Source organism: Corynebacterium mucifaciens (assembly GCF_012396315.1).
GTDB lineage: Bacteria > Actinomycetota > Actinomycetes > Mycobacteriales > Mycobacteriaceae > Corynebacterium > Corynebacterium mucifaciens.
Window position 1 is genome coordinate 1 of record NZ_JAAXPF010000018.1, and the last position, 22253, is coordinate 22253.

At 64.5% G+C, this 22253-nt stretch carries 19 protein-coding genes; 7 read left to right on the top strand and 12 right to left on the bottom strand.

The features are described from left to right. Positions 1-188 precede the first annotated feature (188 nt). The 6 genes from HF989_RS10390 to dapB form a co-directional block, all read right to left on the bottom strand. A complete protein-coding gene (locus tag HF989_RS10390) occupies positions 189-3281 on the bottom strand; it encodes an FtsK/SpoIIIE family DNA translocase (protein ID WP_168686292.1) in 3093 nt (1030 codons plus the stop codon). Between the two features lie 67 nt (positions 3282-3348). Beyond that, positions 3349-3975: a TIGR03085 family metal-binding protein gene (locus tag HF989_RS10395; RefSeq protein WP_168686295.1), complete on the bottom strand. Its 627-nt coding sequence runs from the start codon at positions 3973-3975 to the stop codon at positions 3349-3351. Between the two features lie 124 nt (positions 3976-4099). After that, complete coding sequence (locus HF989_RS10400) at positions 4100-6202, bottom strand: ribonuclease J (RefSeq protein ID WP_281351364.1); 2103 nt, start codon at positions 6200-6202, stop codon at positions 4100-4102. Positions 6203-6204: 2 nt separating this feature from the next. Beyond that, on the bottom strand, positions 6205-7113 hold the full coding sequence (dapA, locus tag HF989_RS10405; protein WP_168686297.1) for a 4-hydroxy-tetrahydrodipicolinate synthase: 909 nt from the start codon (positions 7111-7113) through the stop codon (positions 6205-6207). Between the two features lie 36 nt (positions 7114-7149). Then, the gene (locus HF989_RS10410) at positions 7150-7782 is read right to left on the bottom strand and encodes an FAD-dependent thymidylate synthase (RefSeq protein ID WP_168686299.1); all 633 of its coding nucleotides are present in this window, start codon (positions 7780-7782) and stop codon (positions 7150-7152) included. Then, positions 7783-8526 carry a 4-hydroxy-tetrahydrodipicolinate reductase gene (gene dapB, locus HF989_RS10415; protein ID WP_168686301.1) on the bottom strand — a complete coding sequence of 248 codons (744 nt, stop codon included), beginning with the start codon at positions 8524-8526 and terminating at the stop codon, positions 7783-7785. A gap of 55 nt (positions 8527-8581) precedes the next feature. On the opposite strand from dapB, the gene HF989_RS10420 reads away from it, so the two are divergent. The 4 genes from HF989_RS10420 (at position 8582) to HF989_RS10435 (ending at position 11403) form a co-directional block, all read left to right on the top strand. After that, positions 8582-9277, top strand: coding sequence for an AMIN-like domain-containing (lipo)protein (locus tag HF989_RS10420; protein ID WP_168686303.1), 696 nt, complete (start codon positions 8582-8584; stop codon positions 9275-9277). Between the two features lie 9 nt (positions 9278-9286). Beyond that, a complete protein-coding gene (locus HF989_RS10425) occupies positions 9287-9580 on the top strand; it encodes a hypothetical protein (RefSeq protein WP_168686305.1) in 294 nt (97 codons plus the stop codon). A 109-nt stretch (positions 9581-9689) separates the two neighbouring features. Next, positions 9690-10466 carry an NAD(P)-binding protein gene (locus tag HF989_RS10430; RefSeq protein WP_168686307.1) on the top strand — a complete coding sequence of 259 codons (777 nt, stop codon included), beginning with the start codon at positions 9690-9692 and terminating at the stop codon, positions 10464-10466. A gap of 43 nt (positions 10467-10509) precedes the next feature. Then, positions 10510-11403 carry an oxygenase MpaB family protein gene (locus HF989_RS10435; RefSeq protein ID WP_168686309.1) on the top strand — a complete coding sequence of 298 codons (894 nt, stop codon included), beginning with the start codon at positions 10510-10512 and terminating at the stop codon, positions 11401-11403. A gap of 65 nt (positions 11404-11468) precedes the next feature. On the opposite strand, the gene HF989_RS10815 is transcribed toward HF989_RS10435, so the two are convergent. Together HF989_RS10815 and HF989_RS10445 are read right to left on the bottom strand one after the other, a co-directional pair. Then, the gene (locus tag HF989_RS10815; RefSeq protein ID WP_246233992.1) at positions 11469-12785 is read right to left on the bottom strand and encodes a DUF6114 domain-containing protein; all 1317 of its coding nucleotides are present in this window, start codon (positions 12783-12785) and stop codon (positions 11469-11471) included. Further along, positions 12769-13350: a DUF6230 family protein gene (locus HF989_RS10445; protein WP_168686311.1), complete on the bottom strand. Its 582-nt coding sequence runs from the start codon at positions 13348-13350 to the stop codon at positions 12769-12771. The genes HF989_RS10815 and HF989_RS10445 overlap by 17 nt, the downstream gene beginning before the upstream one ends. A gap of 237 nt (positions 13351-13587) precedes the next feature. On the opposite strand from HF989_RS10445, the gene HF989_RS10450 reads away from it, so the two are divergent. After that, a complete protein-coding gene (locus HF989_RS10450) occupies positions 13588-14664 on the top strand; it encodes an oxygenase MpaB family protein (protein WP_168686313.1) in 1077 nt (358 codons plus the stop codon). Positions 14665-14765: 101 nt separating this feature from the next. Next, positions 14766-16349 carry a succinic semialdehyde dehydrogenase gene (locus tag HF989_RS10455; protein ID WP_168686315.1) on the top strand — a complete coding sequence of 528 codons (1584 nt, stop codon included), beginning with the start codon at positions 14766-14768 and terminating at the stop codon, positions 16347-16349. A 57-nt stretch (positions 16350-16406) separates the two neighbouring features. Here HF989_RS10455 and HF989_RS10460 read toward each other — a convergent pair whose 3' ends face one another. The 4 genes from HF989_RS10460 to HF989_RS10475 all read right to left on the bottom strand — a co-directional run bounded on the left by HF989_RS10460 (position 16407) and on the right by HF989_RS10475 (position 21130). Next, entirely contained in the window at positions 16407-18695 is a 2289-nt protein-coding gene (locus tag HF989_RS10460) for a polyribonucleotide nucleotidyltransferase (protein ID WP_168686317.1), read from the bottom strand. A 140-nt stretch (positions 18696-18835) separates the two neighbouring features. Then, a complete protein-coding gene (gene rpsO, locus HF989_RS10465; RefSeq protein ID WP_168686319.1) occupies positions 18836-19105 on the bottom strand; it encodes a 30S ribosomal protein S15 in 270 nt (89 codons plus the stop codon). A gap of 102 nt (positions 19106-19207) precedes the next feature. Next, positions 19208-20158, bottom strand: a complete 951-nt coding sequence (locus HF989_RS10470; protein ID WP_168686322.1) for a nucleoside hydrolase — start codon at positions 20156-20158, stop codon at positions 19208-19210. Further along, positions 20159-21130, bottom strand: coding sequence for a bifunctional riboflavin kinase/FAD synthetase (locus HF989_RS10475; RefSeq protein ID WP_168686324.1), 972 nt, complete (start codon positions 21128-21130; stop codon positions 20159-20161). A 31-nt stretch (positions 21131-21161) separates the two neighbouring features. On the opposite strand from HF989_RS10475, the gene truB reads away from it, so the two are divergent. Beyond that, positions 21162-22055 carry a tRNA pseudouridine(55) synthase TruB gene (gene truB / locus HF989_RS10480; protein ID WP_168686326.1) on the top strand — a complete coding sequence of 298 codons (894 nt, stop codon included), beginning with the start codon at positions 21162-21164 and terminating at the stop codon, positions 22053-22055. Positions 22056-22253 lie beyond the last annotated feature (198 nt).

Below are 22253 nucleotides of genomic sequence, written 5' to 3' on the forward strand. Positions count from 1 at the left end.
ACACTTCCCGGGCAGATGAGCCGGCTAAAAACCTCTCGACCGCACCATCACGGATATCAGATGGAAATGCTGCGGGCATCGGAATACCTTTCAGCCCCCACCACTCCAACTTTTTGTCCGCGCTCCCAGGCAGGGATAGCTGGGTCCTGGTAGCTGGAACCGCGACGCAGCGCGCTTGGGCGCGGCGCCTAGAACGCGCCGCCGGTCGGGTTGTACGTTGCCGTCACGGTGCGGGTGTCCGGGTCGCCATCCGACCCGCCAGCGCTGTCGATGCCGGATTCGTCGGGGTCGCCGGAGGAGTCGTCGTCACGCATGGCATCCTTCGGCGCCTCGGCTGGGTCCGCGCCCTTGATCATCCAGATGATCGTATCCAGCTCCTCGGGCTTGACTAGCACGTCGCGCGCCTTGGAGCCCTCCGACGGCCCAACGACGCCGCGCGATTCCATGAGGTCCATGAGGCGGCCTGCCTTGGCAAAGCCGATGCGAAGCTTGCGCTGCAGCATGGAGGTGGAGCCGAGCTGGGAGGTGACCACTAGCTCGACGGCCTCGAGCAGGTCGTCCATGTCCTTGCCGATGTCGTCGTCGATGACCTTGGCTTCCGCCTGCTTGTCGTCGGTGACGCCCTCGACGTAGTCCGGCTCGTCCTGCTGCGATTTGGCAGCCTCCACGACCGCCTGGATCTCCTCGTCGGTAACGAACGACCCCTGCAGACGCTGCGGTTTGCCGGCACCCTGCGGGATAAACAGGCCGTCGCCCATGCCGATGAGCTTCTCCGCGCCGCCCTGATCCAGAATCACGCGCGAATCCGTCAGCGAGGAGGTGGCGAACGCCAGGCGCGACGGCACGTTGGTCTTGATCAGGCCGGTAACCACGTCCACGGACGGGCGCTGCGTTGCCAGCACGAGGTGGATGCCGGCGGCGCGAGCCTTCTGCGTGATGCGGACGATGGACTCCTCGATTTCTTTCGGAGCCGTCATCATGAGGTCCGCCAGCTCGTCCACCACGCACACGATGAACGGGTACGGGCGCATCTCACGCTCCGAACCCGGGGGCGCGGTGAGCTCGCCGGAGCTGACCTTGCGGTTGAAGTCCTTGATGTGGCGAACGCGCGCGGACTTCATGTCCATGTAGCGCTGCTCCATCTCCTCCACGAGCCACTGCAACGCAGCCGCCGCCTTCTTCGGCTGCGTGATAATCGGCGTGATCAGGTGCGGGATGCCTTCGTACGGGGTCAGCTCCACCATCTTCGGGTCCACCAGAATCAGGCGGACCTCTTCCGGCGTTGCGCGCGTGAGCAGCGAGACCAGCATGGAGTTCACAAACGCGGACTTACCGGAGCCGGTGGAGCCAGCCACCAAGAGGTGCGGCATCTTCTGGATCGAGGATGCGATGAAGTCGCCCTCGATGTCCTTACCCAGGCCAATCAGCATCGGGTCGTCCTGGGACGCCACCTTCGGCGCGTCCAGCACGTCGCGCAGGCGCACCATCTCACGGTCCTGGTTCGGCACCTCGATACCCACCGCGGACTTGCCCGGAATCGGCGTCAACAAACGCACGTTGTCCGTGGCCACCGCGTAGGCGAGGTTCGACTGCAGGTTGGTGATCTTGGAGACCTTCACGCCAGGCCCGAGCTCAACCTCGTAGCGCGTCACTGTCGGGCCACGGGAGAACCCGGTGACCTGGGCGTTGACGTTGAACTCTTCGAAGACGTCCGTGATCGCCTCGATCATCCGGTCGTTTGCCTCGGTACGCGTCTTCGGCGCACTGCCGGGCTGGAGCAGATCCGTCGACGGCAGCGTGTAATCGCCCTGCGGGATCTTACGCACCTGCTTGGGCGCCGCCGCCTCTTTCTCGGACTTTGGCGTCGTCGCAGGGATCTTCGACGCGTCAACGCCCGAGCGCGCGGCGATGGCCTTCGCCATCTGCTCGCGGGAGCTGGCTACTGCGTCGGGGGCGCTTGCTTCTAGACGTTCACCCTCCGGCTCCGCACGCGACAGCTCCTTCGTCTCGTTGTCGTTCTGCGGGCTCACCGGAGCCGCCGGCGTAGGTGTAGGTGCAGGCTTTGGAGTGGTGTGCGTGGACGACTGCTTCCGGGCAGGGGCCCTGCGGCTCACCACCGCGGTCTTCTCCGCCGCCTGGCTTTCGTCGGCATCTTGCGCATCGTCGTCATCGACCTCGTCGGCGAAGTCGAACAAGTCGAAGTCGTCGTCGCCGTCGGCCGGGTAGCTTTCCATTGGCGTCGGCCGGCGGCGCGAACGGGTACGCGTCGGACGGGAAGGGGCGGACGCGTCGGAGCGCCGGCTGCGGGCGGAGCGGCGTTCTCGCCCCGCCGCAATGTCGTCCAAGTCTCCAGAGACGTGGCTGTACGGGTCCGCGTCATCGTCGTCAGGCGTATCCGTGTTGGACAGCATTTCCGAGACGAGGTTTTTGATGTAGTCGTACGCCTCGCGCACGGTGATGCCAGTTGCCTTCAGCGCCCCGTAGAGGATGACAAGTCCAAGCAGGGGCACGGCAACGTAGGAAGAAAATCCCGCCGCAAGCACTCCGCCAGTCAACGCGCCGATTGCGCCGCCGGCGAGTTTGCGCTCAGCCCACGCTGTCGGGTTGCCCGCAAAGACGTGGATGAGGCCAAGCATTGCCACCGCGATGATGGAGAATCCGAGCGTCACCCTCCCCCGGACCTCGTCCGTGGCGCGCACATTGAGCATGAGCGCCACCGCAATCCCCACCAGTACGACCGGCAGGATCAGCGCGCCGGCGCCGATCAACCAGTGCGTGCCCGTGGAGATGAGGTCTCCCACAGGCCCGGCAACGTTGAACCACACAGAACCGCCGATAACCGCAGCAAGCCCGATAAGGATTAAACCCCACGCGTCAGCGTGGGATTCAAACGTGCTCGGGCCCTCACGGCGGGGCCGCTGCGCTCGTCGGCTGCGGCCGCGGCGTTCCGTTTGCTCGTCATCGTCGTCGACCAGATCGAAGTCGTCGTCCCAATCGTCGTCGCGGCGGGAGCGGCGCGAACGCGGGGTGGAAGCCGAAGGGTCGTCGTCAGACTGGCCCTTATCCCGGCGGAAAAACGACCCAACACCACGGGCCGCCGCGCCCAACGAGCTCCCGACGGCCTTGTAAGCGGAGCCGACGCGCTCATCGGCAGTGTCGGCCGCGACGTTGGTCGATGTCGGCGGGTGCGTCATGGACACCGGACCGCCGTAGCGGGTGCCGCCGGCGGGACGGCGTGACGATGACCGCGAAGAGCGCGGCGCGGTGTTTTTGACAGACATGGGTGCCACTCTAACGCCTTACGTCACATATTCACCTCTCGCCACACCAGACAGGCAAGGTCAAGGGCTACATCTTGACATTGAAGCTATCGAACTCATCGACGGCCCCGGTAAGGTTCACCTTCACCGCGTCGCGGCCGGACACCCACAACAGCAACTCGCCCGGCTCGCCTGACACTCGCAGCACGTGGTCGCCGCGCTGAGCCACCCCTGCCTTATCTGCGAGCGTCACCGGTGGCAAGTTCGGAGGAGTGAGGATGACCGGCACCGGTGCCTTGCGCATCGTGAGCGCGCCAAAGCGCTTCGCTAAAGCAAAAAGCTGCTCGTTGACAGCCTGTGAGAACTCACGGGGCTCCACCACTCCCCCACCTCGGCGGACGTCTTCGTGGTGGATGAAGTGCTCCGATGTGTTCATCGCGGTATTCAGCGGCTTCATCCACACAGGCGGCCCCGCCGCCCACTCGCGCACCACGTCCTCGTATGGGCGCGATTGTTGTTTCTGGGTTTCTTTTTCCGTCAGGCCGGAGAGTGCGTCGATGAAGATGCCTGGCGCCGCAGCAGGTTTCGACTCGCGCACAAGCAGGTGGATAGCGAGGTCTTGGGTCGTCCACCCCTCGTTCAAGGTGGGGGCATCGGGGCCGACCTGCAGGAACAGCTCGGCGAGGCGTTCACGTTCTTTTTGGGCGAAAGACATGACGCCCAGCCTAGCCACGTCGAGGTACGCGTGGTTGGTTGAAGCAACCTGTGCCCGTGTGACGGCAACACCCCCTCAGCCCGCAGGAAGCAGGCCAAGGGGGTGGGCGCCAAGCAGCAGCCGTTTAACGCGACTCGCGGTTCGCAGCCACTTCGTCGTCGCTGACCGCGTGGTTTTCGGACGACATCGGCACGACGGTCGGCAGAATCACCGGCTGGCGCTTGTAGTTCTGCTCGATCGCGCGGGACACCTTTCGCCTGATCTGCTGGACCATGCGGAACGGGTCGTTTTCGCCCTCCGCGGCCAGGTCGCCCACGACGGCCTCCACGCCCTCGACAACCTTCTTGTTGAAGTCCCGGTCGTCGTCGGTGTACCCCGTGGTGGAGACTTGCGGGACCTCGAGGAGGCGGCCCGTGCGGTCGTCGATAACGCAGGTGATGGAGACGACACCGCCGGACGCCAGCGAAGAGCGCTCGCCCAGCACATCCGGGTCAACGTCGCCCATCGTGGTGCCGTCCACGTAGAGCTGACCCACCTGGTACTGCCCGGCCACCTTGATTTGGCCCTTGTGCATGTCCACGACCACACCGTTTTGCGCCAGCGCCGTGTTGGACGGCTTCACGCCGGTCGAAATCGCCAGCTCCTTGTTTGCGCGCATGTGGCGCCACTCGCCGTGCACGGGCATGGCGTTGCGCGGACGCGCCGCGTTGTAGAGCGCAAGCAGCTCGCCGGCGTAGCCGTGGCCGGAAGCGTGGACGTGCGCCTCGGAGTTGGTAATCACGTTCGCGCCGATTTGCGCGAGGTTGTTGATCACCGCGAACACCGACTCCTCGTTGCCCGGAATGAGGGAGGAGGACAAAATGATCGTGTCGCCGTCGTGGATAGTGATCTGGCGGTGCTCACGGCGAGACATGCGCGACAACGCCGCCATCGGCTCGCCCTGCGTGCCGGTGGTGATGAGCACCGTTTTGTGCGGCGCCATCTTCGCGGCCTCCTCGATCGGGATGATCGTGCCCTTCGGCGCGCGCAGGAGGTTCATCTTCTCCGCAATCTCCATGTTGCGCAGCATGGACCGGCCGTTAAACGCCACCTTGCGGTTGTTGGCCACGGCCGCGTTGACGGCCATCTGCACGCGCGAGACGTTGGACGCGAACGACGCGATAACCACCCGCTGCCGCGCACCCGCCACCAGGCGGGTCAACGTCTCTTCGATGCCAGCCTCCGAGGCGGAGATACCCGGAATGGTGGCGTTGGTGGAGTCGCACATGAACAAGTCGATACCCTCGTCGCCGAGGCGCGACAGCGCAGGGATATCGGTCGGCTTGCCGTCGTACGGGGTTTGGTCCACCTTTACGTCGCCAGTCATCACCACGTGACCGGCGCCGGTCTTGATGGACACGCCGAGGCACTCCGGAATGGAGTGGTTGACGTGCCAGAAGCGGAGGCGGAACGGGCCAACGGTGATTTCCGAGTCCTTGTTCACGTCGTGCAGCTTCGGACGCTGGCGGTGCTCCTGCGTCTTCGCCTTAATCAGCGCGTTGGTGAACTTGGAGGAGTAAATGGGCAGATCGTGGCGCAGCTTGAGCAGCCACGGGATAGCGCCGATGTGGTCCTCGTGCCCGTGCGTGACCACGAGGGCGTCGACCTTGTCCAGCTTGTTCTCAATGGGGCCAAAGTCCGGCAGCACCAAGTCAACGCCCGGTTCGTCCGAGTTCGGGAACAGCACACCGCAGTCCACGATGAGCAGACGGCCGTTGTATTCGAAGACCGTCATGTTGCGGCCGATCTCGGAGATACCGCCGAGCGCGTAAATGCGCAGCGTGTCCTTGGCCAGCTTAGGCGGGGCGGGCAGGCGCTTTGTCAGATCCGCGCCCTGCATGGACTTCATCGGGTTGCGACGCCCACCACCGTTGTTCCCGTGGTTGTTGCCTGCGCCGTTGCCTCCATTGCCGCCGCGTCCGCGGCGACGACGGTTCCGGTTGCTGCCGCCGTTCCCGCCATTGCTTCCGTTGCCTCCACGGCCGTGTCCACCGCGGTTGTGTCCGCCCTCGCGGTTCCCTCGGCCGCCGTCGTCGCCGTTGTTGGCGCCGGCGTCAGCGGGGGCATCGTTGCCGCCGCCGTTCGCGGGCGTCTCGCTCGGTGCCTGGAAAACCGGCTGCTGGTCGGTCGCCTCCGGCGGTCCAGCCTTGCGCGTCACTTTGCGTGCGCGGTTGCGGGGTTCATTCATATCTATAGGACTCCAGCCTGTGTCATGTCGTCTCGGAGCCGCTCCACCTGTTGTTCCGTCGCCGCGGCGACGGGTAGGCGCGGGTCTCCAACGTCGATGCCCTGCAGTCGCAGAGCTGCCTTTGCAAATGCCACGCCGCCCAGCGCGCTCTGTTGGCGCGCGAGCACGTTAAGAGTGTTGGCGTTGATTTCCCGTGCGCGGGTGAGATCGCCGTTCTCAAATGCAGTCACTAGTTCCCGCAGGGCCCGCGGTGCGGCATGCCCCACCACCGAGATCATTCCGGTCGCACCGATGCTCAGCCACGGAAGGTTCAACGGGTCGTCGCCCGAGTACCAGGCCAGCCCGGTCTCCTGGATCAGCGTCGCCGCCTCCAGGAAATTACCCTTGGCGTCTTTCATCGCCTTGATGTTGTCCACCTGCGCCAGCGCGCGGATGGTGGCTGACTCGATCGGGACGCCGGAGCGGCCCGGAATGTCGTACAGGCAAATGGGAAGATCGGTTGCCTCCGCAACTGCGCGGAAATGCGCCTCCACACCCGCCTGCGATGGTTTGGAGTAATACGGGGTCACCACCAACAGCCCATCGGCGCCTGCGGCATGCGCGGCCTGAGCCATCGCCACCGCGTGGCGGGTGTTGTTGGATCCGGCCCCCGCGATAATGCGCGCCTTGTCCCCTACCTCTTCGCGCACGGCTTTGAGCAGCGCGACTTTCTCTTCGTCGGTGGTCGTCGGGGATTCGCCCGTCGTGCCTGCGAGGACTAGTGCGTCAATTCCGTTTTCTACCAAGTGGGCAGCGAGATCGCGGCCTGCGCGCAGGTCGACTCCGCCGTCGGAATCAAACGGCGTGACCATTGCAACGCAGACGGAGCCGAAGATATCGGCTCCCCGATCAGCTTTCAGAAATGTGCCCATGGCCAAGTAGGATACCCGCCCCGCCGACGCTATTGCTTATCGACGTTGCTCTGCCCGCAAATCCCCAAACAGCAGCGGCGCCTCTACTGCCATGACGTCGAGCACCGCCGCAGCCAGCTCCCGAATCTCGTCGTGTTCGAACCGCCCTTGATAGGCCTGGATAAACCCCCGCCAAGCTCGGAAGGTCCCGGTGGCGACCAGCTCGGTTGCCGCAGCCGCTGGGGTCAGCGCGTTGGCGGCCTCGCGTGCGCGTTTGCGCCGCACCAGCGCGTTGGTCTCCTCCGCCATCGCGTCCTCAAGCGCCTGCAACAGCTCACGGCGCACAAATTCCGCTTCTTCAACCGCTGCCTCAAACGCACGGGTGAGATCGCCGTCGGCCGCGATCACCGCGGGCACCACCGTGCCTTCGATCGCGCGTTCGCTCACCGCCAAGCCGTGGCCGCGCACTGCAGCTGCCGAATCGCGGGAAACGCCTCGGATATGAAGAGTCGCGCTCGCGTGGTCAAGCAGCTCTGAGCGGGACTGCGCGAGGTCGTCCACACTGCGGCGAAGTTGTGTCGCCGGAGGGGCGTCGCTCAACGACGCGAATGCGACCGCCGCCTCGCTCGGGCTAACGGTGTCCGGGAAGGGGACGCGCACCGCTGTGGATGCGACGAGTTCGACGTGCATTTACAGGCCGAGGTATGCGTCGAGGCCGATAGTCAGACCCGGGCGATTTGCCACGTCGCGCACGCCGGTCAGCACACCGGGAACGAAGGATTCGCGCCCGTAGGAATCTTGCCGGATGGTCAGAGACTGCTCGGTTGTGCCGAAGATAATCTCCTCGTGCGCGACCATGCCCTGCATCCGCACGGCGTGCACGGGCACACCGTCGACATCGGCGCCGCGGGAGCCTTCGAGCGCCTGCTTCGTCGCATCCGGCATATCGCCCATCCCCGCTTCTCGACGAGCCTCCGCAATCCCCTCCGCAGTCTTTACCGCCGTGCCGCTCGGCGCATCCAGCTTGTTCGGGTGGTGGAACTCCACAACCTCAGCGGACTCGAAAAACGGGGCAGCCTGGCGCGCGAACGCCATGGTCAGCACCGCGGAGATGGCAAAGTTCGGGGCGATGAGCACCCCGACGTTCCCGTTCGCGTCGCACCACTCACGCACCTGCTGGTAACGCTCGTCGTCGAAACCGGTGGTCCCCACCACGCAGTGAATGCCGTTGTTGATGCAGAAGTCCAGGTTGCCCATTACGGCGTCTGGGGTGGTGAAGTCGACGATCACGTCAACCCCTTCGTCGACAAGCACTTGCAGCGAATCCTCCGCGCCTACCTCGGCGGCGAGCTCAAGGTCGTCGGCCTTTTTCACGCCTTCGACAACTGCGGATCCGACCCGGCCTGCCGCGCCGAGCACTCCAACTTTGATCATGTGCGTCCTTTCTTCGTTCCTTCAAACGCAATGGTAGCCCCGCTAGGGTGGAGCCATGACACACCGCAACACAGCCCTATTCCCGCTTCTGGTCGCGACCGCCGCCCTGCTCGCAGGATGCGGTGGTCAGAGCCAGGAAAATACCGGTACCCCGGCGCCCGAGACGGTGACAACCACGGCTACCCCGTCCAACCGCGCCTCCAGCGACAGTGCAACCACTCGCTCGAATGAGACGGCACATAGTGCCGCCGCGCAAAGCGAAACCCACGAGGCCTCTGTGGCAGCGGCAGCACCGACGACCGAGCCCCAAGGCCCCTCCCCTTTCACCCTGGAAGACACCCGCCTGCAAACGCCCGGCAACTCCCAGCTGCAGATCGAGGGGGTCCGGGCCGGGTCGCATGCAGGGTACGACCGCATTGTCGTCGAGTTTTCCGGCACTGGAACGCCGGACGTGCTCGCTGGCTACAACCCAGACCCGCGGCAACAAGCATCCGGCTACCCGCTCGTCCCGGCGGGCAACGCTTACTTCGACCTCATCATCCAGGGGGTGCCTTGGACCATGGGGTTGAGCGAGGCGGACCTGGCCAAGGCTGACCCATCGGGAGTGGCCGCGGGTGGGATTCTGGAAATCGCGGACGGCGGCGTGTTCGAAGCGAACGCGCAGTACGTCGTGGGCCTGGATGAAAAGCGCCCGTACAACCTGTATCTGCTGGAAAACCCCACCCGCGTTGTGGTGGATTTTGCCAAGTAGGAGGCCGAAGTGAATCTGGTCTCCTGGCTGGGTCTCGGATTTGTTCTGCTGATGGCCATCGGCGGGATCGTCGTGTTGGCGAGCACCCTCCGCGACATTGATCGAAGCGGCATGGAAGAAGAGTCCAAACGCCGTTGGGGGTTCCTCATGGCGCTCTCGCCCCTCGCAGCGCTGTATGCCTACAACAAGCGCGACGACCTGTTTGGCCACAGCGACGAGCCCCGTGACGGCGACATCGACGGCGATCCCGACGGGGACCTCGACGGGGACACGGCGCCACGGCGTGGTGCAGGAGCTGAGTAATTTCCGGCCCGAGTGTTGGACGAGACCCGCGCGGCGTCTAAAGTGAAGGGGGACACACTGACGCCAGAGTGTTGCTGGCGTCAAAGGCTCTGTGTGAAAGGTTTTGGAAATGTTCGACCCCTATCGTCGCCCCACAGTGGCTGTCGTCGGCGCTGGCATCGCAGGCTGCACGGCTGCTGCAGAGTGCGCCTTCTCCGGCTTTGACACGACCCTGTTCGACCGCGAACAGCGCGTCGGCGGTCACCTCAACGCACCGGGAGCCCAAAAGGTATCCAGGCGCCAGCACTTTCGCACTCCGTACTTGAAGCTGACCAAGACGGACGGCTCCCCCAGCTCGCTCACCTCCCACCTGAGCGCCGCTATTGAAAAGAGCGGAGCTGTGTTCAGCGGCGGCTCAGAGGTGACCGCCGCCGAATGGAACGCCGACGATGGCCAGTGGGAAATCACGTTCACCCGGGACGGAGAGCAGCACACCGAGCGCTTCGACGTGCTGATTCGCGCAACCGGTGAGCCGTCCCCGTGGATCGCGGTGCCCGGCCGCGAGCATGCGGACGCGGACGAGCTGTATCTGCATAACGGCGTGGACGTTGTCGGTCTGCCCAACACCCTGTTTGTGGACTACCACACCCCCGACCCGAAGTTCGATGAGAAATCCTGGGCCGTCTATGAGGCCCGCGGCGACTACGCACGGCGGTACGTCCGCCAGCTGGAGATCCGTGGGCCAGGTGCGATGACCGTCAAGCGCGACAAGTGGCGCGTCCAGCCAGGTACCGTGCGGGGTCTGAAGGGCGCTCTCGTCGAGTTCGATGCGGACACGCACGAGTTCACCCGTGCTGCAAACCACCGTCCGCAGACGCGCCGCACAGCCCCTAGCGTCGCGGGATAACCCCCACCTACGCCCCCACTTTGCCCTAAATCGAGGAGAAACGATGACCACCCTCAAGCCCTCCGGCAGCACAGCCCCTGTCCCCGCTACCACCGCGGCAAGCGAGATCGACACCGCCAACCTGCCCGAGCTCGGCCCGGATTCCATCCTGTGGCAGCGCTTCGGCGACTGGCGCTCAATGTTTGTCGCCCTCAGCGCAGGTGTGCTGCAAATTGCCCAGCGTGACATCAGCCGCTCGCTGGTGCAGCAGTCCAACGTGTTTGACAACGAGGTGGCACGCCTTGTGCGCTCCGCATTCCCGATCATCCGCACCGTCTACGAAGGCCCCGAGGTGGGCGCGATGATCCGTGACTTCCACAAGGACATCAAGGGCACCCACCCGGACGGAACGCGCTACCACTCGCTCAACCCGGAGGTGTACTACTGGGCGCACGCGACGTTCACCGCGATGCCGTACTACCTCGCCGGCAACTTCATGCCTGAGCTGAGCCGCGCCGAGCGTGAGCAGCTCTTCCAGGAGTCGCGCACGTGGTACAGCTACTACGGGGTCGCAGAGCCGGAAAACGCTCCGAAAACTTACGACGAATACGTCGAGTACATGGATGCGATGTACGACAAGCTCGGCCCGAGCGAGACCATCGACCGCTCGCGCATCATGAACGGCCTGACGCTCGATCCGCCGGATCCGTCGGTGCCCCGCTGGGCGTGGAAGCCGGTTGCCCCGTTCGCGTCCAAGCTCCTGCTGTGGGTTTCCATCGGCTTGCTGCCGGCAAAGGTCCGCGACAACCTGGGGCTGGAATGGACCAGTTCCGACCAGCGCAAGCTCAACATCCTTGCCAAGGCAACCCGTGGTGTGTTCTCGGTGCTGCCGCGCAAGGCACGCATGGTTCCGATGGCGTCCCGCGCCATTGAAAAGGCCGAGGCACAAGGCCGTTAACGCAACAGAAAAGGGCCGCCGGTTTCCCACCGGCGGCCCTTTCTCCGTGCCCTAGAGATTGGACGTTACTTCGGCACCCGCAGGTTCACCGCTGGCGCGTGGAGGTGCAGCCCGTCCAGGCTCACCAACTGCATGGTGACCCCCTGAAGCGCGACGCGGTCCATCACAAAGCTCGGCACAGGCACGTTTGGAACGGGATGCGCGTCCGGGACACCGAGCTCAGCGAGCACGTCACCGAGCTCGCCCTCAAGATCGACGGTGACCGGAACCGTGGGCACGCCTGCGACCGCCGGAGTGGCGGTGAGCGCCGTGGCGACAACGGCAACCGGTCCGTCCGTCACCGTTGTTTCCACATCGCCGGTATCCAGCTGCCCGCGTGCAGCGAACCCCGGCAGCTCCAACGAGAGATTGCGGGCTGCGAGACGATCGCCGGTCAAGATGAGCGTGCGGGTAGGCACATCTCCGACAGCGACCATGCCGATGGACGCATGGACATTCCCTGTGAGGGCGACATAGTCAGCAGTTACGGTGCTGAGGTTGCCTGGCGCGATCGTTCGCGTCGGCTCGAGTTCCGGGTACGAAATGATCTCGCGCGGAGCCGGGAGCTGCGGCAGAGACGCGGACGGGGGGACCTGTGCAGGCAGAGACGCAGGTTCCTGCGCGCTCACCGCGGGCTCCTCCCCCACGTTGGCCGCAATAATCCCCGAGGCGGCGAGCACGACTGCGACAGACTTGGCATTGCGCAACGAGGCAAGATCAATCTTGGTTGACCCACCGCGGTCTTGACCCATTGCTCCCTCGCCATGTGTTCCTGGCTCCTGCGCCCGCTTCCTTTTGCGAGAGTGCCTGCCACGTGGTTTCTCGTCCCGGTCTTCCCAGCCGAGGCCGAGCGCACCGCCGACAATGCCCAGCAGTGATCCGACCACAAACCCGCCGATATTCGACGTCGGCAGCGCAATGATGGCTACAAGTATGGCCAGCACGCCGAGGTACGGGGCGGCGAGCGGCTGCAGCCACATGCCAATGCCGAACATGATCAAGACGGCTCCGATCAGCAAGGTGGAGACGCCTGAAATGGTGGAGATCATCACCAGCAGGTCAGACACGTGGATGGTCAGATACGCGGGTGCGAGCATCACAGCGCCGGAAAGCACCAGCAACAAGCCCGGGATAAAGGGGCGCTGGCCCCGCCACGTCTTGAAGCGTTCCCGAGCGGGCCTCGGCGCGGAGCGGTGGCCACGGTCGCTGCCGCCCGCGTCTTGGGTTGGGGTCGCCTGCTCCGGTACAGGGGTCAGCACGGCCGTGTCGTCGGCACGCTCGACATCGTTGTCGCCGAAGAAGAAATCGTCTCCCTCTACGTCAGAGTTAGGCTGTGCAGCCATCCGACATACCCCGCTTTACATCAACAGCAACACCTGATGCCGCCAGTCGCTTTGCGCCGACCGACGTCGCGCGGATGTCGTCCGCCCGCAGCGTCACTTTATTCGCGTGCAGACTCCAAGCATTCGGCTGCGCCATGGAGTTGAACTGGCTTGCGTCGGCACCGACCGAGGCGTCCGTCAAGTCGAGGGCGCCCTTAATGTCGGTGGCACCCACGACCAGGTCCTCAACCTCGACGCTGTTGTCGCCGAGCGCCTTGAGCGTGAACGTGCTTTCTCCAACAAGAGGAACGTCCGGAAGCGCGGCCGAGAGGCACAGATTGGACGCGTACGCGTGCTCGAACTTGACCCTCGCCACAGGGACCGCTTCCTCGGCCATCTGCTCGCCGTCGGTGAAGATGCTCAGTCCTTCGCCTTCGAGGTGGGTCATGGTGATCTTGAAGAATGTCCCCGACAACGCGAGGTTGGCGGTGAGTCCGCCTTGCGCAACGGCAACACCTGTCGCGCCGAAGCCCACAAGCCCCGCAAGCAGGGCCACGCCTGCCTTGGTCTTGTTGATCCTTCCCATGACAATTCCTTCCGTCCGTGACCGGACGCCAAACCGCCAGCGTATCGACGGTTGCCATCACGGTGGCCAGTTATGATCTGCAACACCCTAGCACACAGTCTGTAAGGGCCTTAACATTCTTTACTCAGGTTGTACGCGACCTAGCAGTGACCCAGTTCGCAGCCGTATTTGGCGTGTATTACACTTCACACCACACCGCATTCGGTCCGGCTATCCCCGGAGGAAAGGAAGACACTGATGTCCCACGCACTTGCGCCTGACGAAGCAGACAACACCCAGAAGAACGAAGACGGTGACAACACTCGCTTTGCCCAGCCGGACAACCTGGACAAGCCAGAACGCGCGAAGCGCGAACTCAAGCGCGCGCCGCTAGGCCCGGATTCGCTGCTGTGGAAGTGGGGCTCCGACCAACGCCTGCAACTCCTGCGCGGTTACACCGGCGTGCTGCAGAACATGCACCCGGCCATCGGCCAGTCGCTGTTGGATCACTCGAGGTTCTTCGAGGAGCCGTTTGCGCGACTGGAGCGCTCGACCCCGCAGATCATCTACTCCATCTACGACGACGGCACGCGTTCGAAGATGATCCGCGATTACCACCACACCATCAAGGGCAAGCTGCGCAACGGTGAGCGCTACCACGCTCTCAACCCGGACGTCTACTGGTGGGCGCACGCCACCTTCGTCTGGCGCGTGATCTGGGCGCAGGAACTGTTCGGCACCCCCTTCACCCGCGAGGAGAAGGAGCAGATCATCCAAGAGGGCGTGACGTGGTGGGACATGTACGGCATGTCCGAGCGCCCGGCGATTGACACTCTCGACGGCTACATCAAGTACTTCGAGGAGATGGAGAACAACGTCCTCGAGCGCAATGAAACCGTCGACTTCGCCCTGCGCACCGCCCGCGTCGAGCCGGTTAAGGCCCCGGACGGCGTGCCGGAGGCAGTGTGGAAGGTCATTTGGAAGCCGCTGATGAACAGCGTCATCTGGATGACGTACGGCACCCTGAGCGAGAAGCAGCGGGAGATCATCGACCTGCCGTGGACCGAAAAGGACCAGCGCCGCTTTGACCGCATCGCAAAGGCGGTGAAGAAGCTGTTCATAATCCTGCCGGAGGACAAGCGCTACATGGAGCCTGGTCGCTCGATGATGATCAAGGCGGGCATGATCGACGGCAAGTACAAGGAGCCGAAGCTCGCCGGCGCGTACAACGGGCACGGCGAGAGTGAAGCGGACACTGATACGACGGCTACCGCACAAGCTGACCCGAAGGACGGCGGTGCGGAAGAGCGCCGCGCGGCCGGCTGCCCGTTCTAACCTTCCCATCACCCCAGGACTGCTGGCCCTGCTCCCCTACTACTGCAGGTGCCGCTGGCACTGGGGTGTTTTTCTCCCACAACCACCTTTTTGGAGATCACATGGCTATCAAGCGCCTGAAGGCACAACCGCTCCCCGCTGATTTTTTGGACCGGTTGCAAAAGTTCACCACCAACGCATCGACCGGGTCGCTCTACACGGGCGAGCGAAAGGCCGTTACCTCCCCCTTCTTCGAGGGACAGCTCGGTTGGGTCGGTGTCGGCACAGTCGAAGACGTCGAAGAAGCATTCACCCTCGCCCGCCGTGCCCAGCCGATGTGGGCCGCGAAGCCGGTGAAATACCGCGCCGCGCTCTTGAACCGCTTCCATGACTTGGTCAAGGAAAACCGCGAGCTGCTCGCGGACATCGTCCAGCTCGAAACCGGTAAAGATCGCACCGCCGCGTACGACGAAATCCTCGATGTGATGAATAATGCGCGCTACTACGCCAACATCGCCGAGGATGAGCTGGAGATGAAGGCCCGACCGGGGGCGTTCCCCGTCATCACCAAGACGGTGCAGCAGCGCGTGCCGAAGGGCATCGTCGGTCAGATTAGCCCGTGGAACTACCCGCTGGCGCTCGGCATTTCCGACGCGTTGGCCGCGTTGGTCGCCGGCAACGCCGTCGTTGCCAAGCCCGACCTGAACACGCCGTTCTCCAACATCATTTCGCTGAACCTTCTGCTCAACGCTGGTTTGCCGCGCGACGTGTTCCAGATCGTCACCGGCACCGGCCGCGAGGTGGGCCAGGCGATTGCGCAACGCTGCGATTACCTGATGTTCACCGGTTCCACGCAAACGGGCAAGATTCTCGGCGAGGTCGTCGGCGAGCGTCTCGTCGGCTTTTCTGCCGAGCTCGGCGGTAAGAACCCGATGATCATCGCGCCGGACGCGGACATCGAGGCGCACATCGACACCATCGCTACCGCCTGTTTTTCCAACTCCGGGCAACTCTGCGTCTCCATCGAACGCATCTATGTGCCGGACGCGATTTTCGACCGCTTCATCAACGAGTTCCGGGACGCAACCGAGCGCATCACGCTGGGGACTGGGTTGAACTGGAACTACCAGATGGGCTCGCTGATCAACCAGGACCAGCTCGACACCGTGCAGAAGTTCGTCGACGACGCGGTGGCCAAGGGAGCCACCGTTGTCACGGGTGGCAAACCGCGCCCGGACTTGGGCCCGTTCTTCTTCGAACCCACGGTGCTCACCGATGTCAGCGACGACGTAGACCTGCTCACCCAGGAAGTCTTCGGCCCGGTCGTCTACGTCCAGCGCGTGGCGGACACCGACGAAGCCATTCGCCTGGCCAACAGTACCAGCTACGGCCTTAATGCCTCCGTTTTCGGCGCCCCGGACACCGCGTGGGAAATCGCGGAGCAGGTTGAAGCCGGCGGCGTAACGATTAATGACGGCTACGCAGCTACTTGGGCGTCCGTGTCCACCCCGCTCGGTGGCGTGAAGCAGTCGGGTGTGGCGCGCCGCCACGGCCCGGAGGGACTGACCAAGTACACCGAGGTGAAGAACATTTCGGAACAGCGGATCATGTCGATGCGCGGCCCCAAGCAGTTGCCGCGCCGGTACTACGGTCAGCTCATGACCACCGCGCTCGATCTGGGGAAGAAGCTGCGCTTCCTGCCGTAGGATCGTCGATACGCAAAAAGCGGGTGCCCACTTCGGGCACCCGCTTTGGCGCTTCTGTTACTCGCCGTCCTCGACCGGCACGAGCGAGATCTTGCCGCGGTTGTCGATGTCACGGATCTCAACCTCGACCTTGTCGCCGACATTGATGACGTCCTCGACGTTTTCGACGCGGGTGTTGCCGCCCAGGTTCGAGATGTGGATCAAACCGTCGGTGCCCGGCGTGATGGACACGAACGCGCCGAACGCCACGGTCTTCACCACGGTGCCGAGGTAGCGCTCGCCCACCTTCGGCTGCTGCGGGTTCGCAATCGAGTTGATTTTCTCGACTGCGGCGTCCGCTGCCTCGCCGGACGCTGCAGAGACGAAGACGGTTCCGTCGTCCTCGATGGAGACCTCAGCGCCAGTGTCGTCGGTGATCTGGTTGATGGTCTTCCCCTTCGGGCCAATCACCTCACCGATCTTGGACACGGGAACCTTCACCGTGGTGATCCTCGGAGCAATCGGGCTCATCTCGTCCGGCCCCTCGATGACCTCGGCCATGGTGTCCAGGATCGCCTCACGGGCGTCGTGGGCCTGATTCAGCGCATCGGCGAGGACGGACGACGGGATCCCGTCGAGCTTGGTGTCAAGCTGCAGGGCGGTGATGAACTCGCGGGTGCCGGCGACCTTGAAGTCCATGTCGCCGAACGCGTCCTCCGCGCCCAGGATGTCGGTCAGGGCAACGTACTCGGTCTCACCGTTGACCTCGCCGGAGACCAGGCCCATGGCGATGCCGGCCACCGGTGCAGCGAGCGGGACACCAGCGTTGTACAGGGACAACGTGGAGGCGCACACCGAGCCCATGGAGGTGGAGCCATTGGAGCCAAGCGCCTCGGAAACCTGGCGGATGGTGTACGGGAAGTCTTCGCGCGACGGGATCACCGGCACCAGCGCACGCTCCGCGAGGGCGCCGTGGCCGATCTCGCGGCGCTTCGGCGAGCCCACCCGGCCGGTCTCACCCGTGGAGTACGGCGGGAAGTTGTAGTGGTGGATGTAGCGCTTGGATTCCTCCGGGTGGAGGGAGTCCAAGTGCTGCTCCATCTTCAGCGTGTCCAGGGTGGTCACGCCCAAGATTTGGGTCTCGCCGCGCTCGAACAGCGCGGATCCGTGGGCGCGCGGGATCAGCTGCACCTCGACCTCGAGGTCGCGGATGTCGGTCACGCCTCGGCCGTCGATGCGGAAGCCCTCGGTGAGGATCTTCTCGCGGACAATCTGCTTCATCACCGCGTTGTAGGCGGCACGGATCTCCTTGGATGCCGCGGCGTACTCCTCGCGGTCATCGTCGTCGATGTCGAAATCATCAAGCAGGTCGTGCTCGATCTCTTCCATGTAGGCGTTCGTGGCGTCGTCTCGCTCCGCCTTGCCCTTGATGGTCAGCAGCTTGGTAAGCTTCTTCGCAGCTTTCTTCTCCACGGCGTTGAAGACCTTGTCGGAGTAGGCGGGGAAGAGCTCGAACTCCTTCGTCTCCTTCGCCATCTCTTCGGCGAGGGCGCGCTGGGCCTGACACAGCGTTGCAATGAAGGGCTTGGCCGCCTCGAGGCCCTCAGCGACGGTTTCCTCGGTCGGAGCAGGGTACCCGGCCTCAATTTGCTTCACGACGTTCACGCCGGCGCCTGCCTCCACCATCATGATGGCGACGTCTTCCTCGGTCTTGCGGCCGCGCTTGCGCTCCACCATTCGGCCCGCGACAACCATCTCGAACAGGCAGCGCTCGTGCTGCTCGTGGTTGGGGAACGCCACCCACTGGCCCTCGGGGTGCTTGTCGTCCGCGATGAGCGCCATGCGCACGCCACCGACCGGGCCGGACACCGGCAAGCCGGACAGCTGGGTGGCCGCGGACGCGCCGTTAATGGCCACAACGTCGTAGTACTCCTCCGGGTGCTGCGACATCACGGTGATGACAACCTGCACCTCGTTGCGCAGACCCTTCACAAAGGTGGGGCGCAGCGGGCGGTCGATCAAACGGCAGGCGAGAATCGCCTGGGTTGAGGGCCGGCCCTCCCTGCGGAAGAACGAGCCCGGGATCTTGCCTGCGGCGTACATGCGCTCTTCCACATCAACGGTGAGTGGGAAGAAGTCGAAGCCTTCCCGGGGCTGGTTGGACGCGGTTGTGGTGGCGAGCAGCATCGTCTCCTCGTCCAAGTACGTCGTGACGGATCCGTCCGCCTGGCGCGCAAGCTGGCCGGTTTCAAACCGGATGGTGCGGGAGCCGAAGTCGCCGTTGTCCAGGGTAGCTACTGCCTCGGTGATGCCGAATTCTTCGTCCACCTGGACGTCGAACGCATTCTTGGGCTTAAAGTTGCTCAAAAGATCCCTCTCCTTGAAGGTTCATGGCGATCATCGGTGCCGCCAGTGTCGTGTGTTCTCGTGCAACGGCCAATGATGATAACAAAAAACGCCCCACCGTGCAGGTGAGGCGTGATTTCGGGCCGCGGCCCGGTGCTGTCTTAGCGGCGCAGGCCGAGACGTGCAATCAGGTCGCGGTAGCGCTCGACGTTGTTCTCGCGCAGGTACTTCAGCAGACCGCGGCGGCGGCCGACCAAGAGCAGCAGGCCACGGCGGGAGTGGTGGTCGTGCTGGTGGTCCTTGAGGTGCTCGGTGAGGTTGTTGATGCGCTCGGTGAGCAGGGCAACCTGCGCCTCCGGGGAGCCGGTGTCGGTCTCGTGCAGGCCGTAGGACTCGAGGATCTCGGCCTTCTTCTCAGTGGACAGTGCCATGAGGTACTCCTTGGTTGTTTCAGTTCGCGTTCTGCGGAAAAAGTCGTGCTGCGCCTGAACTGCCGCGAACCACAGTCGTCTGGCGCAAGACCTCGGATGAGGTTACACGACCGGTGTCTCGCTGGCCAAACCGGTCAGGCGCCGCATGAACTCCTGCAAAAACCGCGCGACGTCCACGCCCACGGCCACCCGGGCCGATTTCGCTGGGTCGTTCAGGCGCGTCTCGTCGCCGATCGTGCGGCCTCTCGACGCCCCTTCGGTGTCCACCTTCAAATTGATCGGCAGCGTCTCCACCAACGACGGGTCCGCCGTCACGGCGACAGCCAGCGGATCGTGGAGCCCGCAGCCGCCGAGGTGCGGGGACGTTGTCTCGTACGCCTTGATGTAGTAATCGGTCGCATCGGCGAGGAAATCTCCACCCGCGGTTTTCAACGCCCTCCACTGCTTCGTTTCTACGGTGGTGAGCAGCGTCTGCAGTGTGACGTCCAGGCCAACCATGGTCACGTCCGCACATTGGCGGAACACCAGGTCGGCCGCTTCCGGGTCCTGGTTGATGTTCGCCTCCGCGCACGGGGTGACGTTGCCCGGCACGGTCAGGGCGCCGCCCATGCACACGATGTGGGCGCGCGCCGCGAAGTGCTCGTCCTTTTCAACGGCGGCGGCCACGGTGGTCAGCGGGCCCACCGGCACGATGACCAGGTCGTCGCCGAAGCGGTGCACGGATTGCACCATGAAGTCGACGGCGGAGAGCCGCTCGGGGGCGCGTGCGGCGTCGTAAAGCTCCGCCTCCCCGATCCCGTTCACGCCGTGGATGAACTGGGAGATGTCCATGACCTCGAAGCCTTCGCGCTGCGGCCCCGCGTACACCGGCACGTCCGTCCGGCCGAACAGCTCCAGGATGGCCAGGGAGTTGCGCACCGCCTGCGCCACGTCCACATTGCCGTAGGTGCAGGTCACGCCGATGAGTTCCAGCTCCGGCGACGCTAACGCGTAAGCGATCGCCAGCGCGTCGTCGATACCGGTGTCCACGTCGAGGATGAGCTTGCGGGCCACTTAGGCAACTCCTAGTATCTCGCGGGTCGTTTCCACGTCGCGGGCCATGTTATCCAGCAGCTCGTCCACGGACGTGAACTTCACCATGTCGCGGACTTTGCCCACGAACTCCACGCGCGCCATGCGCCCGTACAGGTCGGCGTCACGGTCGAGCACGAACGACTCCACGCTGCGGCGGGCGTCTCCAAACGTCGGGTTGGTGCCGACGGAAATCGCCGCCGGGTACCGCACGCCGGGCTCCATGTCGCCGCGGATGTCGCCGTCGTCGATGATGGTCAGCCACCCGGCGTAGACGCCGTCCGCGGGGACGGCCGCTGTGTCGGAGGCGTACTGGTTCGCGGTGGGATAGCCCAGCTCTTTGCCACCGCGGCCTGCGCCCCGTTCGATCGGGGCGATGACGGAAAACGGCCGCCCCATGAAGTCGGTGGCGAGATCGACGTTGCCGCCGGACAGGTGGTCGCGGATGGCGGTGGAGCAGATCCGCACGTCGCCGTCGCCGAGCAGCGTCACCACAGACACATCGACGCCAGCCCGCTCGCCGAGCTGCGCCATCGTGGTCGCTGTGCCGGCGGCATCACGCCCGAACGTGAAGTTCTCCCCCACCAGCACGTGCCTGGCGTGCAGAGTATCCACCAGTACCTCATTCATGTACTGCGCAGGCGTGAGCCCGCCGATCTCTTGGCGCAGGTCGATCACCAACAGCGCGTCGACGCCTAGGTCCGCGATGTGGCGGGCCCGCTCCTCAAGCGGCATCAGCGCCCTTGGTGCGCGGTCGGGGGCGAAAATCGTCACCGGGTGCGGATCAAACGTCATGACCACGCACGGCGCCCCGGTCTCGCGGGCGGTCTCGACCGCTTTGGAGATGAGCAGCTGGTGGCCGCGGTGCACTCCGTCAAACACACCGATCGTCACCACCGTGCCAGTCTCCGCGAAGGAATCCGGCACACTCGCAAGCCCACGCAGAATATCCACGGGGCATTAGCGTACGGCATACTCGGCAACCATGAACGATCCCCTCGCAACCTCCGGAATCGTGGTCGTGGACAAGCCGGCTGGCATGACCAGCCACGACGTTGTGGCCCGGCTTCGCCGCATTTTCGGCACCCGCAAGGTCGGCCACGCTGGCACGCTCGACCCAATGGCCACCGGCGTGCTCGTGGCGGGTATCGAGCGCGGCACGAAGCTGCTGGCCCACCTGGTTGCGCAGGACAAGGTGTACGAGACCACCATTCGCCTCGGCGCAGCGACGACGACGGATGATGCCGAAGGCGACGTCGTCGAGAAGCATGACGCCTCCGGCGTGACGGACGGCGAGGTCCGCGCGGAGGCGGCAAAGCTCACCGGCGCGATTATGCAGGTGCCGTCAAAGGTATCGGCGATCAAGATCGGTGGGCGCCGGGCGCACGAACTGGTGCGGGCCGGCGAGGAAGTGGAAATTCCTCCGCGCGAGGTGACCGTCCACTCCTTCGATCTCGGGGAGATTCGCCGCCACGGCGAGTTCGTCGATGTGGACGCGCGGGTGCACTGCTCGTCCGGCACCTACATACGCTCGCTGGGGCGGGACATGGGCGCCGCCCTTGGCGTCGGGGGGCATCTGATTGCCTTGCGACGCTCACGCGTCGGGTCGTTCTCCCTCGAAGACGCGCGCACGCTCGAGCAGCTCGAAGACGCGGCGGAGCTGTCGCTCGGGCTGGACGAGGCGCTGGTCCGCGCTTGGCCGGTGCTGGACGTGACGGCCGAGGAATACGACGCCCTGGCGATGGGCAAATGGCTCGAGCCGCGTGAGCTGCGCGGAGTACACGCGGCGAAGGGGCCGGACGGGCGCGTTGTTGCGCTGGTAAAAGAACAGGGCAAGCGACTCGCCACGGTGTTCGTGGCGCGGCCGTCGACGCTGTAGGTCGCAGCGCGCTTGGCCTGGCGAAGATGCTTACCCCAGGGTGCTTATTTCCCGGGTGGGAGCGTCTGCCCGGGACTGCGGACATTTAGTTGGACCACTTTGGGGCGGGAAGGCCTTGAATGGGTTACAAGTTCAGCAATGAGTTTCGCCGTGAGGCGGTTGAGTTATACGAGTCCGGGTTAAGCGCTGCGGCGGTGT